This window comes from Dehalococcoidia bacterium (assembly GCA_022451965.1).
Taxonomy (GTDB): Bacteria; Chloroflexota; Dehalococcoidia; order Lucifugimonadales; family Lucifugimonadaceae; genus TMED-70.
In genome coordinates, this window is record JAKUNJ010000003.1 from 156,902 (window position 1) to 174,178 (window position 17,277).

Annotated in this window: 17 protein-coding genes, 1 tRNA gene and 1 riboswitch; of the genes, 12 read left to right on the plus strand and 6 right to left on the minus strand. The window is 30.7% G+C overall.

Going from position 1 to position 17,277, the window contains the following annotated elements; translation table 11 throughout:
- Positions 1-58: 58 nt before the first annotated feature.
- A riboswitch (cobalamin riboswitch) is annotated at positions 59-187 on the minus strand.
- From MK083_01450 to MK083_01460, 3 genes are all read left to right on the plus strand, one after another.
- Positions 185-607 (plus strand): hypothetical protein, encoded by a 423-nt coding sequence (locus tag MK083_01450; GenBank protein ID MCH2673120.1) that lies wholly within the window; start codon positions 185-187, stop codon positions 605-607. Its footprint overlaps the riboswitch before it by 3 nt.
- Before the next feature lie 21 nt (positions 608-628).
- A complete protein-coding gene (locus MK083_01455; protein MCH2673121.1) occupies positions 629-883 on the plus strand; it encodes a hypothetical protein in 255 nt (84 codons plus the stop codon).
- Between the two features lie 6 nt (positions 884-889).
- The gene (locus MK083_01460; protein ID MCH2673122.1) at positions 890-1,960 is read left to right on the plus strand and encodes an NAD/NADP octopine/nopaline dehydrogenase family protein; all 1,071 of its coding nucleotides are present in this window, start codon (positions 890-892) and stop codon (positions 1,958-1,960) included.
- Here the strand turns inward: MK083_01460 and MK083_01465 are convergent.
- On the minus strand, positions 1,955-3,073 hold the full coding sequence (locus tag MK083_01465; GenBank protein ID MCH2673123.1) for an Ldh family oxidoreductase: 1,119 nt from the start codon (positions 3,071-3,073) through the stop codon (positions 1,955-1,957). The two genes, MK083_01460 and MK083_01465, sit on opposite strands and share 6 nt — an antisense overlap.
- 104 nt (positions 3,074-3,177) lie before the next feature.
- On the opposite strand from MK083_01465, the gene MK083_01470 reads away from it, so the two are divergent.
- Together MK083_01470 and MK083_01475 are read left to right on the plus strand one after the other, a co-directional pair.
- Positions 3,178-3,253: transfer RNA gene (locus tag MK083_01470), tRNA-Lys, on the plus strand.
- Positions 3,254-3,371: 118 nt separating this feature from the next.
- Positions 3,372-6,074 (plus strand): hypothetical protein, encoded by a 2,703-nt coding sequence (locus MK083_01475; GenBank protein MCH2673124.1) that lies wholly within the window; start codon positions 3,372-3,374, stop codon positions 6,072-6,074.
- Positions 6,075-6,253: 179 nt separating this feature from the next.
- Here the strand turns inward: MK083_01475 and MK083_01480 are convergent, their stop codons facing one another.
- Positions 6,254-6,985: a 20S proteasome subunit A/B gene (locus MK083_01480; GenBank protein MCH2673125.1), complete on the minus strand. Its 732-nt coding sequence runs from the start codon at positions 6,983-6,985 to the stop codon at positions 6,254-6,256.
- A gap of 116 nt (positions 6,986-7,101) precedes the next feature.
- On the opposite strand from MK083_01480, the gene MK083_01485 reads away from it, so the two are divergent.
- The 4 genes from MK083_01485 (at position 7,102) to MK083_01500 (ending at position 11,957) form a co-directional block, all read left to right on the plus strand.
- Complete coding sequence (locus tag MK083_01485; GenBank protein ID MCH2673126.1) at positions 7,102-8,538, plus strand: circularly permuted type 2 ATP-grasp protein; 1,437 nt, start codon at positions 7,102-7,104, stop codon at positions 8,536-8,538.
- Positions 8,538-9,446: an alpha-E domain-containing protein gene (locus MK083_01490; protein MCH2673127.1), complete on the plus strand. Its 909-nt coding sequence runs from the start codon at positions 8,538-8,540 to the stop codon at positions 9,444-9,446. Before MK083_01485 ends, MK083_01490 begins: the two co-directional genes overlap by 1 nt.
- Before the next feature lie 96 nt (positions 9,447-9,542).
- Entirely contained in the window at positions 9,543-9,950 is a 408-nt protein-coding gene (locus MK083_01495) for a YbaN family protein (protein MCH2673128.1), read from the plus strand.
- Between the two features lie 165 nt (positions 9,951-10,115).
- On the plus strand, positions 10,116-11,957 hold the full coding sequence (locus MK083_01500; GenBank protein MCH2673129.1) for an alpha/beta fold hydrolase: 1,842 nt from the start codon (positions 10,116-10,118) through the stop codon (positions 11,955-11,957).
- Positions 11,958-11,968: 11 nt separating this feature from the next.
- On the opposite strand, the gene MK083_01505 is transcribed toward MK083_01500, so the two are convergent.
- A complete protein-coding gene (locus MK083_01505; protein MCH2673130.1) occupies positions 11,969-12,406 on the minus strand; it encodes a DUF4174 domain-containing protein in 438 nt (145 codons plus the stop codon).
- 22 nt (positions 12,407-12,428) lie between these two features.
- Positions 12,429-13,526, minus strand: a complete 1,098-nt coding sequence (gene menC, locus MK083_01510) for an o-succinylbenzoate synthase (protein ID MCH2673131.1) — start codon at positions 13,524-13,526, stop codon at positions 12,429-12,431.
- 108 nt (positions 13,527-13,634) lie between these two features.
- On the opposite strand from menC, the gene MK083_01515 reads away from it, so the two are divergent.
- From MK083_01515 to MK083_01525, 3 genes are read left to right on the plus strand one after another with little or no spacing between them, the layout of a single operon-like run.
- Entirely contained in the window at positions 13,635-14,297 is a 663-nt protein-coding gene (locus MK083_01515) for a hypothetical protein (GenBank protein MCH2673132.1), read from the plus strand.
- On the plus strand, positions 14,290-14,946 hold the full coding sequence (locus MK083_01520; GenBank protein ID MCH2673133.1) for an NAD(P)H-binding protein: 657 nt from the start codon (positions 14,290-14,292) through the stop codon (positions 14,944-14,946). Before MK083_01515 ends, MK083_01520 begins: the two co-directional genes overlap by 8 nt.
- On the plus strand, positions 14,943-15,854 hold the full coding sequence (locus tag MK083_01525; protein ID MCH2673134.1) for a hypothetical protein: 912 nt from the start codon (positions 14,943-14,945) through the stop codon (positions 15,852-15,854). Before MK083_01520 ends, MK083_01525 begins: the two co-directional genes overlap by 4 nt.
- 2 nt (positions 15,855-15,856) lie before the next feature.
- Here the strand turns inward: MK083_01525 and dgoD are convergent, their stop codons facing one another.
- Both dgoD and MK083_01535 read right to left on the minus strand, forming a co-directional pair.
- Complete coding sequence (gene dgoD / locus MK083_01530; protein ID MCH2673135.1) at positions 15,857-17,014, minus strand: galactonate dehydratase; 1,158 nt, start codon at positions 17,012-17,014, stop codon at positions 15,857-15,859.
- Positions 17,011-17,241, minus strand: coding sequence for a hypothetical protein (locus MK083_01535; GenBank protein ID MCH2673136.1), 231 nt, complete (start codon positions 17,239-17,241; stop codon positions 17,011-17,013). The genes dgoD and MK083_01535 overlap by 4 nt, the downstream gene beginning before the upstream one ends.
- Positions 17,242-17,277 lie beyond the last annotated feature (36 nt).

Consider the following 17,277-nt stretch of genomic DNA (forward strand, 5'->3'; position numbering starts at 1 on the left):
TGCTCAATTCATTTCTTTTTAAAGAGCAATGGGAAGAACCCAAACTCCTTACGCGAAGAGTTGAATTTTCCTAAAAGGCAGGTCTCCTGACTTATGATTTTAATCAATTACAGTGGCGCGACCGTGATGGAATTTCACCATCTTCCCTATTCTCTCAATTGTGAGCACCTGATAGGATTATTACATGTCTTATTATAATGAATTAAGAATAATATTTCTTAACAAAATTGTTTTTATTAGTGCAATATCAATTTTTATTTTTTTGGGATGCTCTAAAAATATTGAAATATATGAAGACGGTAATTTAGTAGATACTTTGAGCTGGGATAAAACTTATGTAATATCATTAGAAGTTCCAAGAAATTCAGTTTGTTGGATTGAGACTGATACAGAAAATATAGATTACTTCTCTGGAGCTATATTAAGTGATAATTACGTAACACATATTTCAAAAGGTGAATTTATAAGCAAACTTGATTTTTTGAACTTTGAAATATTATTAAAGAAAGATTTTTCTCTAAATATTCCAAAAAATTCTAAAATTAATATTAATATTAACTGTAATAACAACGAATTAAAGTTTAAAAAAACCTATGATATTAATTGATAATTTATTAGAATAATTATTATGAAAAACTATTATACTATTCTAAAAGAGTATCAAGAAAGAAATAAATATAAAGTTATAAGTGAGCCTGAAGTAATGCTACAAAACGATGAAAACCTAGAAAAGCTTCTTAAATTTGTTATTGCCCCATCTGTAGGCTTTCTGTCTATCATAATGACTGCAGTAATTCTTTTAGCACTATACCTTATATTTTATGCTCTAGTTGAGTATAATCCTACTATATGGGATATGCTTGGAAGTAAGCATCTAGGTTAAGTATAAATGTCTAAAAATATTACCGTTATGGGGTCAGGTAATACTGGCCTTTCTACTGCTCTTAAATTAAAAAATGATGGTCATAATGTATGTTTGTTTGAATTACCAGAATTCTCTGAATCTACGAGCAAAATGAAAGAAAACCTTTCTTTAAGTCTTCTTTCAGAAAAAATTAATTTAAAACTAGACCTTATAACAAATGATGCCAATCAGGCTGCTGAATATTCCAAAATAATTATACTTTGTGTACCTGCATATGCTCATCATTCCTATGCAAAGATATTAAGTGGAAAAGTAACAAATGAACATATAGTTGTATTAATGCCTGGTACATTGGGTTCTTTAGAGCTAAAGTCCTACTTCTTGGATAATAATTCAGAAATACCAATTATTGGTGAAACAGACACATCACCTTTTGTATGCAGAAAGACTGGTAATTCAGAAGCTGTAATATTAGGAGAGGTTCCAAATTTAGGAATAGGGATAATGCCAAAATCTAAAACAGCGGAAACCATTAATGTCTTATCTGATTTTTTCACTGGACTAGTCTCATATGAGGATGTTCTAGAATGCGGTTTATCTTCATTAAATCCAGTAATGCATCCTGCTGGAGTTATTCTAAACGCAGGAAGAATAGAAAAATCTGAAGGAGAATTCTTTTTTTATAATGAAGGGATTACAGAAAGTGTATCTGGTGTAATTGAATCTGTTGATCTTGAAAGAAGAAAGATAGGAGATTTTTTTGGATATAAATTAGATAACGTTGCAGATTCTTTCCATAACGCAGGATTTGGCCAGAAAGGTACCCTTAGAGAAACAATATCTAGTAGCGATATGCTTACTTCACTGAAAGCTCCTGGAGTAATAAACCATCGATGGCTAACAGAAGACATATCATATGGTATTTACACTTGGAGTGCAATAGGTGAAAAATTTGAAATTAATACTCATACTATGAAAACTCTCATAGAAATGGGATCAATATTACTCAAAAAAGATCTTAAGAAAACTGGGAGAAAACTTAAAGATTTAGGTATAGAAAAAATGACTTTAGATGAAATAAAAAATTATTTATAATTTCTTCAAGTCAAAATTTAGATCAAGCTCAGCTTTTATATTTTCAAACCATTCTATGACTTTATAGTGATAAGGTATTCCATTCTTGAGCCTTACCTGTGTTTCTTCATATTCAGGTAGTCCTGCATATACAACTCTATCTTGTCCTTTAACAGGAGGTGTTTCTGCTAAACCTCTAAGAAAATCATCCATATCTTTTTTAAACTTACTTGCATCAATAAAGCCGTCAATCTTAATAGCCTGGACAAAGTGACCCATTTCACCATAAGTATTAGGAGGCATCAAAAAGCCAGCTCCCATACCACTCAAAATATCACAAAATACTTCTGCTACTGCAGCGTATCCATAGCCCTTATGAGATCCATTTTCTCTAGTACCACCAAAAGGAAGCATCATATAGTCTTCTCTATTATCAGGTAAATCAACTTCATCTAAAACTGGATTACCTGAAGCATCTGTTATCCAAGCAGGGTCCATTTTTGCTCCTACTCTTTTTGCTAGTCCCAGCTTATTTCCTGCTACTTGAGTTGTAGCAATATCAAAAACAAAAGGAGGTTCTTTATCAGCAGGAATAGCATAAGCCCATGGATTTGTAGCAAATCTTTTTTCTGCTCCATGCGTTGGAACAGAGCTAAGTGAGTTCCCTGCAGTCATAGTAAGACCTATCATATCGTGTTCAAGAGGCATCATTGAATGATAAGCAAGCATTCCAATATGTCTTGAATTATGAACAGCGACTGAACCAGAACCATATTTTTCTGCTTTCTCTATTGCTATTTCCATTGCTTTCGGTAAAACGTGTAACCCCAATCCATCATCACCATCAATATTCGCAGTAGTTGGAGTTTCTCTTGTTATCTTAATATTTGGCTTTGGGTTAATTCCTAAGTCTTTTGAACCAGCAGCAAATCTCTCAACATAAACTGGAAGCATATTAGAAACTCCATGGCTTTCACATCCCCGTAAGTCAGAAACCATCAAAACTTCAGCAGATAACTGTGAATCTTCTTCGGAAAGACCCATTTTCAAAAATATTTCTTTGGTCGCAGCAGTCATTGACTCAGAGTCCACAAGGACTTGGTCTTCTTTAGGTACTAAAAATCGTTCTAACATAATTTATCATCTCCTGATGAATATAAGATATAATTTTTATAATACACCTTATTTTTATAAATTTGTAATATATTAAATAAGTAGAAGGTATATTTTCTTATCATGCCCCCGTAGCTCAGTGGCTAGAGCAGGGCCCTCTTAAGGCCAAGGTCCTAGGTTCGAATCCTAGTGGGGGTACCAGAATTTGAGCTCAAATAAAATCACATAGGACAACTTATCAGATAGTTTTACTCTTGAAAATACGTTGGACTTTTAATATAAATAATATGTGATATCTGATCAAAAAAATAATAACTTAATGATTGCTAAAATTAAGTATCTATTACAAGGTGGTTTACTTCTCCTTATAACTGCTTGTGCCACTGAATCTAGCACTCAGCTTACAAATATAAATTCATCTGATGAGTTAAACGTTGTAAAAGAAGTAACTGAAATTGTAAATACTGCTACACCTTTTCCACCTAGTGGACAACCGAAGATAGCTGAGATTATAAATACTGCTACACCTTTTCCACCTAGTGGACAACCGAAGGCATCTGATTCTACTCAGCCAAAAGTAACAGAAAAAATAAAAACTTCAGATCAGGAAATTACTAAAGACCAGAATAATATTAAACCGAGTCAATCTGGCAACTTTAATTCACAGTGTTTACCAAATACAAACGACCCTCTCAATACGTGGGTAAAGACTAAAGGACCAATTGGAGGTTTGGGATATAACGTTCGATATAGACATGATAACCCAGATATCATGTACTTTACTGACGTCTGGTCAGGAGTACAAAAAAGCACTGACGGAGGTCTAAATTGGATTCAATCTAATGGAGAAGGACAAGGGAATATTGATTTTCGAGTCGGCCCTTCATTAGATAATATTCCTGTATATGCTCTTAGAATAGATCCGAATGATGAAGATATTTTATGGATAGGGCTGCAAGATAACGGGGGTCTCTTTAAATCATACGATGGAGGGCAATTTTGGGAATCAAAACTTAATGGCTTAGACTCAAATAAAATTATTCCTCAACAAAAAACACAAAATGCAGATGAGGAAGAAGATTCTTCTGAGTTGCAATTAAACGTCAGAATGATTGAGGTTGAACCAGGAAATTCAGACGTAGTTTATGTTATGGGTGATGTCGACACGCAAGTTGATGGATTCCAGTTTAATCGAACTCGAGGATTTGTATTTAAGTCTACTGACGGAGGTGATCAATTTGAACTAGTTGGTGATTTTGCAAATCTAACCAGATGGCTTTTTTTTACTAATTCTGAAGACACTGAAGAATTACTCGTTACTACTGGACTATTCGACCGTGAACCTGACACAGCTGTAGAAAAGGAATATGAAGAGCTTTCTGATGATGCAATCCCAAGTGGACTTGGATTAGGAGTATTTATATCAAATGACGGGGGCAAAAACTGGCATGAAAGTAATCAGGGGATTAACCCTAAACGTTCTATGCATTTTGGTGGAGCGGACCAAAGTCCATTTGATGAAAAATTAATCATCATTGCAAGCGGCAACGATGTCGATAACTCTCTTCGCGATTACTCCGGAGCAATTTATAAATCTATAGATGGAGGAGGTTCTTGGAAGGAAGTATCACCTCTTTATTCAGGATTAGGTATGTACGGTGCAGTCGCCTTTGCTGAATCTGATAAAAATATTGTTTATGTTGCGGGAGAAAATGAATTTCTTCGTTCTACTGATCAGGGAGAAACATGGATCATTCAAGAGCACTGGGGGCCACCAGGAATAAAGCCGGGTAATCCTATTGATATGGTAGTGAGTAAATCAGATCCTAATACTGTATTCATTAATAACTATGGTGGTGGAGTTTTTAAGACTGAAGATGGTGGAAAAACTTGGATCGAATGGAGCAACGGTTATTCGGGTGCAAACATCTTTGGCATTTCTGCAACCAGCACTGGTTGTTTAGCTGCAAATGGACGAAGTAAAATACATCTTTCTGCTGACTATGGCGAGACCTGGCAAGGTATTCTAAATGGCAAATCAAGGAGTCTCGGAGACGGTCTTGCTATTAAATTCTTATCACACGATGATAGCAATCAAACTATTATTGCAACTGATGCTAATAATGGACATCTTTATTACTCTAATAATCTAGGCAATGATTGGGAAATAGCTACTGGATTAGTAAACATAGAACATTCTTTATTTGAAGAATCGTTTGGCATACACATTGTCGAGGAAGCATCCTCAAATCCAATGGTATTATATGCTGGTTACATTCAATCAAAGATTAAAGGACATGATCCTCATCAATTAGACGAAATTGAAAGGTCACCAGGAATGTATAAATCTGTTGACGGAGGAATGTCATGGTTTCCAATCAACAATGGGCTACCCAATGAAGACTACAGCCGTAATATTTCAGATATTACTGTTAGTAGTCAGAATGCAGAAGTAGTCTATATCAATTCATTATTTGATGGGTTGTATTATACGGTTGATGGTGGTGAATCCTGGAAAAATCTTACAGGTGAGTTACCAGAGGGTATGTCATGGAATGATTGTGGGCATACATGTGTTAACGAAGATGGTGAAAGAATTGACATGCAAGATATGGAACATTCCAACATAATTAAACGTAAACACGCGATGAGTATTGCAATTAATCCTCAAAATGACCAAGAGTTATTTCTGGGTACCAATGTTCATGGCGTTTATAAATCCATAGATGGTGGAGCAAGCTGGGAAGAAACACTTTGGCGAACAGAGGCGATCAATACCTCAAAACGTGACCATGCACACGCAATTGATATAGCAATTAACCCAATTGATACTAAGATTATTGCGGTAGCAGATTGGAATAGTGGTGTGCTGTTGAGCCAAGATGGAGGAGAGTCTTGGCAACGAACTAACGAGGGATTAGATACAGGAGTGGTTCAAGTGTTAACATTTTCACCAAACGGACAGTTTCTTTTTGCAGGTACTGAAGGACATGGCATATTTCGGTATAAATTCTTTGATTAGCTAATTAACACATTAAAAAACTTTGTTGTGAGTAAAGTGGGAATAAGTAAGAACAAGTAAGAGCTATTTATATTTTTTCATTTGTATATAAATCAAGTTCAAAACTATGTAGCTTTGCGGGGGTACCAGAATTGAATACAAAAAAAGGTTAGTACAACTTTTTATATTATTATCTCTGACTATTCTTCCCAATGAAAACTGGGTAAATCTTTGAATGATGAAATGATTTTTTCATGCCAAATATCTGAAAGATTCATAAAATATGGTGTATCCAACCTAAGTTTATCTTTCAAATCAAGATTTATATTATTATTTTTGTAAACAACAAAATCAATTGGTGGGCCTACAGTAAGATCACTTCTCATTGTAGAGTCTATTGAAACTAAAGCTGCCCGAGCAGCATCGCCCAAAGAGGTTTCTTTTTGAATTACTCTGTCTAATATTGGTTTTCCATATTTTGTTTCTCCTATTTGGAAATAAGGGCTATCTTCAGAGCATAATATATAATTTCCTTCTGGATAAATCAAAAAAGCTTTTTGTCTTTGCCCCTTAATTTGACCTCCAAGTATGAAAAATGAGGAAAAATTTACATCTCCTTGATTAATATTTTCAATATTTTTTTCAGCATATTCGACTGATAATTTACCAATATAATTTGCCATTTCTTCAAGATCATTACAAGTATTCAAATTTAATTCATCTTTAGGATTTTCTAAATCCGTTTCTAATCTATGAAAGACATTTTGAGAAGTTGATAAATTTCCAGATGTAAGTAAAACTACACATCTATCACCGACACTGTAGGTAAACATTTTAGAATAAGAATTATAATCATCTAATCCTGCATTAGTTCTAGAATCAGATGCAAATACCATTCCTTCATCTACTTTTATAGCTAAACAATAAGTCATATTAAGTTCATTTCTTTAGTATATTTTCCATCTCTGAAACAAAAGATTAACATATTTGAAATCTTTTTGATAAATAATTAATAGTATTAATATAATAGTACATTTTGGAAGCTTTGTTGATAGACCTTGAGAAATATTCATCAAACGGCTCATTTGATGAATTTATAACTGACAAAAAAAAATTTAGATCAAACAGGTCTAAAATATTTGAGTACCTCGAATCACTATCAAAAGATGAATTAAATGATGTAATTGCTGCAAAAGATAATGCTATTAGGTCTATGGGTATTACATTTAGAGTATATGGTGAGAAAAATACTATTCAAGATAAACTCTGGCCTTTAGATTTTATACCTAGAATTATCTTAATGTCAGAGTGGAAGAAAATTTCTGAAGGATTAATTCAAAGATGNAAAGCTCTAAATATGTTTATAGAAGATTGCTATAATGAACAATCCTTCTTGAATTCAGGATTTATGGATCCTAAGCTTATATTAAATTCTCCTTCATATCTNAANGAATGTGAAGGAATGAAATTAAAGTATTCTGCATGGGCTCACATTTGTGGGACCGATTTAGTTAGAGATAAAGATGGAAAATTTTATGTACTTGAAGATAACCTAAGAGTTCCATCTGGTGTTTCATACATGATTGAAAATAGAATGGTCATGAAAAGAGTTTTNCCTGAATTATTCAGTGACTATGGTGTTTTACCTGTAGATGAATATAATTCAAAGCTATATTCAACTTTAGCTTCACTCTCAGAATCTAGTAATCCTGAAATAGTACTGCTTACTCCCGGTGTTTATAATTCAGCTTATTTTGAACATTCTTATCTAGCACAGCAATTGGGAATCGAACTAGTTGAAGGATCTGATTTAGTAATAGGAAAAGATGGTTATTTATACAAAAAGACAATAAGTGGATTAGTAAAAGTTGATGTAGTTTACAGAAGAATAAATGATGATTTTTTAGATCCCCTAGCATGGAATAAAAATTCAACTTTGGGAGTACCTGGTTTAATTAAAGCTTGGCAAGAAAAAAAAGTTATCATAGTTAATGCGCCTGGGTCAGGTATTGCTGATGATAAGGCAATATACTCTTTTGTACCTGATATGATTAAGTTTTATTTAAATGAAAAGCCTATATTGAATAATATAAAAACTTACCTTTGTTCAAATGAAGATGATCAAAACTTTGTATTAGAAAACATTAAAGATCTTGTCATAAAACCAGTAAACGAATCTGGCGGATACGGAATAGTGATAGGAAGAAATGCTAGTAATAACCTAATCAAAAAAACTATTAAAAAAATTAAAGAAAATCCTAGAAACTTCGTAGCTCAACCTTTTATAACATTGTCAACTGGACCAACTTATATGTCCGGTGACATAGATTCACGCTACATGGACTTAAGACCTTTTATTTTATCAGGTAAAAATGACTATGTTTCTCTTGGAGGTCTAACTAGAGTTGCCTTAAAGAAGGGATCATATATAGTTAATTCTTCACAAGGTGGAGGAAGTAAAGACACCTGGATAGTAAATAAATAATGCTTAGTAGTGATGCAGAACATTTTTATTGGTTATCAAGATATGCAGAGAGAGCAGAAAATACAGCAAGATTAGTAAATGTAAACGTTGAACTAATGTTGGATTTCCCAGGAGATAAATCTCAAGCTTGGAAACCAGTTATTGAAATTACTGGAATGGAAGATTCTTTTTCAAAAAAAAATTCTTCCTATAATGAAAATGTTGTAATTAATTTTCTTACGTTTGATAAAAATAATCCTAACTCAATACTTTCAAGTTTAGCTAGTGCGCAATACAACTCGAAGCCTATTAGAGATAACTTACCACGAGCTTCAAGTGAACAATTGAGTTTTCTTATAAATAACTTTATAGAAGTATCTAAATCAAAATCTAATAGAAAAAGAAGCAGCATAATTTCAAGTGTCATATCAAATATTCAACTTTTTTTTGGTATTATTTCAGATAATTTTGTAATGGGAACAGAATATCAATTTATAAAGTTAGGTAGGTTTATTGAAAGAGCTGATATGATCTCAAGGATTGTAGATGCTCAATGTATAAAGGATGAAATTTTTGTTTTAGGCGAAGAATATCCCACTATTCAGTGGACAAGTATACTTAGATCTTTGTCTGCTTATGAAGCATACAGGATTTCTCAAGGAACAATTTCAAAAGGAGAAATTATAAATTTCTTAATAAAGAATGAACATTTTCCAAAATCAATTGTAAAATGCTTAGGCAATGTTCAAGAAGCAATTAATAATCTACCAAATAACAAGGAGCTTAGAATTTCTATCGATCAAATTAGAAATACAATAATAAATTCTGATGTAGATAAATATTCAAATAACAGACTTCATGACTTCATAGATAATCTTCAGAAAAACCTTTTAGATTTAGATATGGAAATATCAAAGAATTATTTCTAATAAAATACTAAATTGTTGTGTAAATTTTACATTTAAGATTTAATATCTAATTTGTTATTTTTATAAATAAAATGATGTATATATATAAAAAAAAAATTGGAAGATAAAAAAAGTAAATATCTTATAATTAGAATTCTGTTAATTATACTCGGAAGTATTTTTGTGGCTATAGGTGCTATAGGAATACTTGTTCCTGGTTTGCCTACTACACCTTTTATGATTTTAGCTGCAGCTTGCTATATAAGATCATCTAATAAACTATACAATTGGCTGATAAAAAATAAATTATTTGGAAAACATATAAAAAACATAAGAGAAGGAAAAGGTATTCCAATAAGAGTTAAAATATTTGCTCAAGTTATGATGACTACTTTCATTTTTCTTGCAATTATTCCTTTTTCTCCAATATCAGTTCCCAATTTATTTATCAAAATAATAATTTTTCTAGCAGGTCTTACTAGCTTTTGGTATGTAGCTTATAGAGTACCAACATTGAAAGAATAAATTTTGAGAATCAAAAAAAAATATTTAATTATTCCCTCTTTTCTTATTTTATTTATCTATATTTTTCTTTCAATATTTTCTTCAATTTCAACTTTCAGAGTTTCTTCTGAAAGCTCTAATTTAGATCCATCATATTTAGATTTGGAATATGAAGACATTGATATAGTGTCTGGTGAAAGTATTATTTCTTCTTGGTGGATTCCAAATAATAAAGATAAAACTATCCTTATCCTCCATGGTCTCAGAAGTCAAAAAGATGATGAATACATATTAAATTTTATTAGAGAATTTCATAATCTTGGCTATTCTATAATAGCAATAGATTTTAGGAACCACGGAGATTCAAGTAAAGGAAATTTTACTTTTGGAGTTGATGAGATAAACGATGTTTATAATACAATTGAATTTTATAATTCCTATAAAAATATTGAAGAAATAGGAATATGGGGTTTTAGTTATGGTGCAACGACAGCTAACTTAGCTGCTATAAATAATGAATTAAAAAATAATAATTCAGCAAGAATTGTTGGAGTTTTCTCAGATTCTCCTTATTTTAGTCTTACAGACTTAATTAGTTCTCAAATTTCAAGGAGGACACCATTAAATGAATTTATGTCAGATTTATTAAAACCTGGAATATTATTATTTACAAACATTTTTTATAATTTTGATTTTAATTCAGTTGAAAATACTTATATAGAAGGTTCTAAAGTTAGTATACCTACAAAAATCATAGGTTGTACTGGAGATCAAACAGTTCCTATAGACCAATCAATTAATGCAAGTAATACTTTAGGTCAATTGAGTAGTTTTGTGGAATTTAGTAATTGTTTAGAACATGGGGATGCTTTTATAAGTGACCCAGAAAAGTATCTTAGTGAATTTAAAACTCATTTTGATAAAGCTTTTCAATCAGAAGCTTTTAATAAGAATAATGAAAATATAATTAGTGATTTCAACAATTATCCTCAAATTGATAATAGTAATTATATTCTTGACAAAATTGATATAGATAGAAAATTTGATAACCCATGGGCTATAGAAATTTTAAATACAACTCAAGCAATTATTTCTGAAAAAAAAGGTGAGTTGACTCTTGTTAATTTTGAGGAAAAAACTGCACGAAATATAGATCATAATATACCTTCTGTGCAAGTTGGTCAGGGTGGATTATTAGACATTGTTATCCATGAACAATTTTTATACGCTTCATTCAGTAAAAAAAATGATAAAGAAGAATATACTACAGCAATTGGAAGAGGAATATTATCAGAAGATTATTCTAAAATAAGTGAATTTGAAATTATATTTGAAGCACTCCCATATTTTAAAGAAACTGTTCATTTTGGTTCTAGATTAATAATTCAAGATGATTATTTATATGCATCAATAGGAGAAAGAGGAAAAGGTGTAGTGGCGCAAGAATTAGATTCACATGCAGGAAGCATAATTCGAATAAATCTTGATGGTACAATACCTAATAATCCATTTTCTGATGAATCAAATCTTGATGAAATATATATGATTGGTCTCAGAAATCCTCAAGGCATGGCAATAAATGAAAATGGTGATATTTATATAACTAACCATGGAGCAAAAGGAGGTGACTTTCTAGGATTAATTTTTTCAGGTGGAAATTATGGTTGGAATAAAATTGGCTGGGGTGGTAAAAATTATTCTGGAACAAATATAGGATCAGGGAAAAGTTTTTTAGAGGACTACAATATCCCCTTAATTTCATGGGTTCCATCAATAGCTCCAAGTGACCTTATCTTTTACAAAGGAGAAGAATTCCCTAATTGGAATGGAAAAATTCTTGTAAGTTCTCTTAAATTCAAATTAATAGTTAGTTTGGAAATAAAAGATAACTCGATCAGTCAAAAAGAAATAATACTAAAAGATAAAATAGGAAGAATAAGGGATATAGAAGTTAATTCTAAGGGGGAAATATTCATTATTACTGATGAAAAAAATTCATATATTTGGAAACTCCGCTCATCAAAATAAATTACAAAAGATTATCTATTTTTCATTTCCTCTATTCTCATGGGCATTTGATCTATTTCTTTAAATATTTTATTTGAATCTATAAATTTATTAGTATCAATTTTTATCTGGCCATCCTTACCCAATAATAAAGTCCGAGAGTTTCGATTATTAAAAAATCTTTTAAAAATCTTTTCGTAACTAACTTCATTAATCATTTCTTTAGACTGAAATCCATCAAAACTTACAAAAAATTCATTATTATCAGAAAATAAAATTACTAAATCCCTATCAACTATTTCATCAGAATATTTAGTTAGGTCATCAAGCTGATTTTGAATGAATTCATCATTATCAGAAAAAACAATTACTAATCTATTTTCCCACTCTAAGTTTTCTAAATCAAAAAATACTTCATTTTGATTACAACTGGAAAATAAGAATAGAATAATTAAAATATATATTTTCATTTTCTTTTATAAGATTATAGATTTATCTGATTTTTTTTGATTTTATTGTGTATTTCTTTAGTAAATCTTCATCCGGTATTGGGTTAGTGCTCACAGGTTCAAAATAATATGGAGATGAATATCTATTTTCTGGTTTACACAAATCATTTTTATAAAATCTATCTGAAGGAAAAAGATCTCCTGGATAAGTAAAGTTATCTAAAGTTGCAAGAGCAATACATATACTAACCCCTAAAGCACTTTCCAGCATTCCTCCTACCCAAACGGGGATTCCTGATTCTTCTGCTAATTTATTTATCTCTAGAGAATTTGTTATTCCTCCTACCCTTCCGGGTTTAATATTTATAAATTTACATGCTTCTATTTCAATTGCCTGCTTAGCTCTTTCAACACTATTAATTGATTCATCAAGGCAAATAGGTGTATCTATAATTTTGGCTAATTTAGAATGATCAATTAGATCATCTGAAGCTAAAGGTTGTTCTATAAAAGCTAAACCATGTTTATCAATAACTTTGAAAAATTCTAAATCATCTAATGTATATCCCCCATTACAATCAACGTGAAATACAGAATTTGGAAAAGTAGAACAAACTGATTCTAGAACATCAATATCCCAACCTTTTTTTATTTTTAATTTTATTCTTGGAGTTTTCTTATCTACAGCTATTTGAATCTTTGATATAAGAGTATCTATATCATCTTCAACTCCAAAATCTGCACCTGAAATAACTTTCTTTCTAGTACCCCCAATTAATTCATAAAGAGGTTTTTTTTCTATATTACTTTTCAACATCCACCATGTAATATCTAGACCTGCTTTTGCAAAAGGATTACCCTTGTAAACACTAAGTTCGTTATTTATATCCTCAGAAGTTTCATAATTTTTACCTACAATAGATTTTGCAAAAATTTCAGTAATATTATAGTAAATAGAATTCGCACTTTCGTATGAATATGTAGGTAATTCTAGCCCACAAGTTTCAGCCCATGCCTCATTGTTACCAGATTTAGAATGTAACAATATTGAATGGATTTCATAGTCTGCACCGTAAGACGTTATCCATGGGTCAATTAACGGCATTGCAACATGATATACACTTAACTCATCAATATTCATTTTTCTTCCTTTAGGTTATAAAATAGATATAAATCTAAATATATTTATAATTGCTAACCTATGATTTATTATATGAGAAATAAGCATAAGATATCAGAACTTTAATTTATGATTACAAAGAAAATAGAGACAAAATTTCTTGACTACTTAATTACCTATCCAGATAACTATAATCCTGATCATTCATATTCTATTATAATTATGCTACATGGATACGGAGCAAGTATGAATGATTTATCAAGTCTAGCTCAGCCTATTAATTCTAATGATTTCATATATATTTTCCCAAATGCACCTATAAATCTTAATTTAGGTTTTAATATGACTGGATATGCATGGTTTCCTATTGAAACAGGAGATTATGATAGTTCTTCTAATTTACTTAAATCAACTATTAATAAAGCTTTGGAAGAAATAAATTACGAGAAAATTTTTATAAGTGGTTTTTCACAAGGTGGGATGATGGCTATTCATTCTGGTTTATTTTCAAGTAATAAATATGATGGAGTGATAATACTAAGTTCCAAACTAATTCATAATAATCTGATTATTAGAAAAAATTTACCAGAAGATACGAAAATTTTTATTCGACATGGAACTTTGGATAATATTTTAGATATAAATGAAGGCAGAAAAATTAATGATGAGTTACAAAAATTAGGATTTGATGTAGATTACAAAGAGTATAAAATGGCACATGAAATTAATATGAATGTTATCAATGATCTATCTTTTTGGCTAAGCAAACAAAAAGGTATAAAAAATGAATAAATTATTTATTCTTGGATCAAGTAGAGGCTTAGGGAAAGAAATATTAAAAAGTGCAATTTCAAAAGATTATATTATTAGAGCATTGGTAAGAAATAACAAAAATCTTTGTGATTCAGAAAAAGTAAAGTTTTATAAAGGAGATGCTACAAATATTGAAGACCTTAGAAATTCAATTGGAGAATCTGAAATAATTATTTCTTCATTAAATGTAATGAGGAAAAATATTTTTCCTTGGAGTGGAATTATTAATTCAAAAAATACTGTTTCAGAATTTATAAAAAATATTAATATTTTAAGTAAAGATCTGAAAATAAAAAGAATAATAACAATATCTGCTTGGGGAGTAGGGAGTTCTTATAAAAATATTCCTTTTTGGTTTAAGTATTTTATTAAGGGTTCAAATATTAAATATCCCTATCTAGACCATGAAAAACATGAATTTGAATTAAGAAAATCTCAGATAAATTGGACAATAATTAGACCGACTTTTCTTGTTAATTTTGGAGGATATTATAACGTTATGGAATCCGATGAAAACTATCCCAAACCAAATTTATTTGTTAGCAGAAAATCTTTAGCTAATTTCATCATAAATATAATCAACTCAAATAATCATAATAAAAAGATAATTACTGTTTCAAAACAATGATTAAATATACAATGATATCTACAGTTTGCATATTGATATTTTCAGGATGTTTACCCTCAAAAAATATTGAGAAACAAGTAAATAATCAACTTGAAATAGAAACCTCTTGTTTAGTTAATGAATCAATAAGCCAAAGAAAAGAAAGTATAATAATTGGAGATTTAACTCGGGAATATAGCATAACAGTTCCAAAAGTTATGTCTGGGAAAAAAATGCCTATCATTATAGCTTTTCATGGTGGTAATGATGGATATTTTTATTTTCCTCAACAAGCTCTTTTCGAAAATATCTCTCTTAGAGAAAATGTGATTATAATCTACCCTCAGGCCAAACAATACTTAAGTAATGAAGGTGCTTGGCAATTAAATACCCAAAAAAATAACATGCAGGACTTAAATTTTGTTGATAATTTAATTGACTACGCAGTTGAAGAATATTGTGGGAATAGAAATCAAACATATGCAATTGGCTACTCATTAGGATCTATGTTTACCTATGAGTTGGCATGTCACATGAGTAATAAATTTGTATCTATCGCAAGTTATGCAGGAAGTATGCCTATAAACCCCAATTCATGTGATATTGATGAATCTATAAATATAATGCATATTCATGGCAAGAATGATGCGATAATTCCATATTACGATAGTTGGGAATGGAAAAACTGGGATTCAGTGGGTTCTATGATGGATACTGAAAGTTTAATTGAGTTTTGGGGTAACAAAAACTCGTGCTTATCTAAATCAACATCAAATTCAGATGAATATTCAGAAATAATATATTCTGATTGCAAAGATAATACAAAAGTAAAACTATTTGCTCTTAATAAAGTAGGACATGACTGGCCTGAAGAAATAAATTCTACTTCAACGAATGAGTTTATATGGAATTTTTTAATAGAAAACTAATTTCAAAAAAATTCAGTATAAGGTTCTGAATCAACTGGTGTATATTTTGAAGGAGGGAATTCAGTTAATGCATCTTCATCAATATCTGTTCCCCAACCAGATCCTTTAGGAGGAGAAGTAAATCCATCTTGAATCTCAATATTATTCGTAAGAACTTTTTTATATCTTTCAAGAAAGCTTACAAAAATTTCTTGCTTATAGCAGTTTGGAATGCTCATATCTAAATGTAAACTTGCAACAGTAGAAATAGGTCCATTAGAATTATGAGGGGCAACACTTAGATAATGAGTTTCTGCTGCGGTAGCAATTTTCTTTAATTCACTCAATCCACCTGCATGACATATATCAGGTTGTAGTATTGATACTGACTTATTTTCAAATAATTTTTGAAAATCCCATCTACTATATAGCTGTTCTCCTGTTGACAAGGGAATTGTAGTTTTTTGAGAAAGCTTATCCAGCATATCTAGATTATCAAACTGAACAGGTTCTTCAACCCAAGCTAAATCATATGGTGTAAGTTTATTTAGAACTTTCAATGCGCTTCCAAAATCAAGTCTGGCTCGAATATCTACTGCTATTTGAATATTTTTACCAACTTCTTCTCTTACAGCCTTCACCAACTCTATACCCTTGTATATATTTTCGTTTTCAATATTGTATTTGCCAATAAATGGATAAAACTTTAAGCATTTATACCCACTATCAATAATTTCTTTTGCTGCAATAGCATGTTCCTCAGGAGTTTCTAAACCTTCGAACCAACCATTAGCATATACAGGTATTTTTTCTCTGACTTTACCTCCTAATAATTGATATACAGGTACATCTAAGGCTTTCGCTTTGATATCCCAAAGAGCAAGATCAATTGCACTAATAGCACTCATTGTTACTGCTCCGCCAGTCCAAGTAACTCTTCTGTACAAGGAAGTCCAAATAAATTCTATATCAAAAGGGTCTTTATCAATTAGGAATTTAGCAAAATCCAAAATTTCAGATTCTAACGATTGGTCTTTGTATTGTAGACTCCCTTCTCCAATTCCATAAATACCTTCATCAGTATAAATTTTCACGAAAAGCCAGTTATTAGTGTCTCCATCTACAGAAGTTTTATGAGATTCAGCAGCCATTCTTAAAATTTTTACATCGGTTATTTTCATCTTTTACTCAGTTCTGAAATTTTAGTAAGTAACTCATTTTCATCAAAAATTGAAATTGTTTTAATATTTTCATTTGATTTCTCAGGAAAAACTCTTCTTAATAGCGCTTCTGAATTCTTGATCAATTTAACTGAGTCTTCAGTAAAATAGTCTCCTAAAACAGACAACTTAATAACTTTATAATCTTCATCAAATTCATAAAATATATATTCTTTTTCTTTCTTCATAGTAAGTAATCTATATCAAAGTTAGTAATGAGTATG

Coding starts and splice junctions, on each gene's coding strand:
- MK083_01505 (MCH2673130.1), bottom strand. CDS start 12,406: ATGAAAATATATATTTTAATTATTCTATTCTTATTTTCCAGTTGTAAT.
- MK083_01455 (MCH2673121.1), top strand. CDS start 629: ATGAAAAACTATTATACTATTCTAAAAGAGTATCAAGAAAGAAATAAA.
- MK083_01450 (MCH2673120.1), top strand. CDS start 185: ATGTCTTATTATAATGAATTAAGAATAATATTTCTTAACAAAATTGTT.
- MK083_01525 (MCH2673134.1), top strand. CDS start 14,943: ATGATTAAATATACAATGATATCTACAGTTTGCATATTGATATTTTCA.
- menC (MCH2673131.1), bottom strand. CDS start 13,526: ATGAATATTGATGAGTTAAGTGTATATCATGTTGCAATGCCGTTAATT.
- MK083_01480 (MCH2673125.1), bottom strand. CDS start 6,985: ATGACTTATTGTTTAGCTATAAAAGTAGATGAAGGAATGGTATTTGCA.
- MK083_01460 (MCH2673122.1), top strand. CDS start 890: ATGTCTAAAAATATTACCGTTATGGGGTCAGGTAATACTGGCCTTTCT.
- MK083_01515 (MCH2673132.1), top strand. CDS start 13,635: ATGATTACAAAGAAAATAGAGACAAAATTTCTTGACTACTTAATTACC.
- MK083_01490 (MCH2673127.1), top strand. CDS start 8,538: ATGCTTAGTAGTGATGCAGAACATTTTTATTGGTTATCAAGATATGCA.
- dgoD (MCH2673135.1), bottom strand. CDS start 17,014: ATGAAAATAACCGATGTAAAAATTTTAAGAATGGCTGCTGAATCTCAT.
- MK083_01520 (MCH2673133.1), top strand. CDS start 14,290: ATGAATAAATTATTTATTCTTGGATCAAGTAGAGGCTTAGGGAAAGAA.
- MK083_01535 (MCH2673136.1), bottom strand. CDS start 17,241: ATGAAGAAAGAAAAAGAATATATATTTTATGAATTTGATGAAGATTAT.
- MK083_01475 (MCH2673124.1), top strand. CDS start 3,372: ATGATTGCTAAAATTAAGTATCTATTACAAGGTGGTTTACTTCTCCTT.
- MK083_01465 (MCH2673123.1), bottom strand. CDS start 3,073: ATGTTAGAACGATTTTTAGTACCTAAAGAAGACCAAGTCCTTGTGGAC.